This window comes from Halalkalibacter sp. APA_J-10(15) (assembly GCF_023017105.1).
GTDB lineage: Bacteria > Bacillota > Bacilli > Bacillales > Bacillaceae_D > Halalkalibacter.
On sequence record NZ_JALKEV010000108.1, the window covers coordinates 1 to 245 of the forward strand.

Sequence of the window (245 nt, forward strand, 5' to 3'; positions counted from 1 at the left end):
AATCGGTCGAGGACTTATCCAAGAAATTCTGACGTGTTTCCTATCCATGATCTAGTTTTGAAGGAATCTTTCTTTCAATCTTATAATGAACAAAGAGAACCAAGAAGGTCGCCGGTTATCTGATGTTCAAAAGTCCGGTGGCGATAGCGAAGAGGTCACACCCGTTCCCATGCCGAACACGGTCGTTAAGCTCTTCTGCGCCGATGGTAGTTGGGGGCTTCCCCCTGTGAGAGTAGGACGTTGCC

General features: G+C 48.2%; 1 rRNA gene. It reads left to right on the forward strand.

Annotated elements, in window-relative coordinates:
- Positions 1–133 precede the first annotated feature (133 nt).
- A 5S ribosomal RNA gene (gene rrf, locus MW695_RS22470) occupies positions 134–245 on the forward strand; the annotation flags it as partial.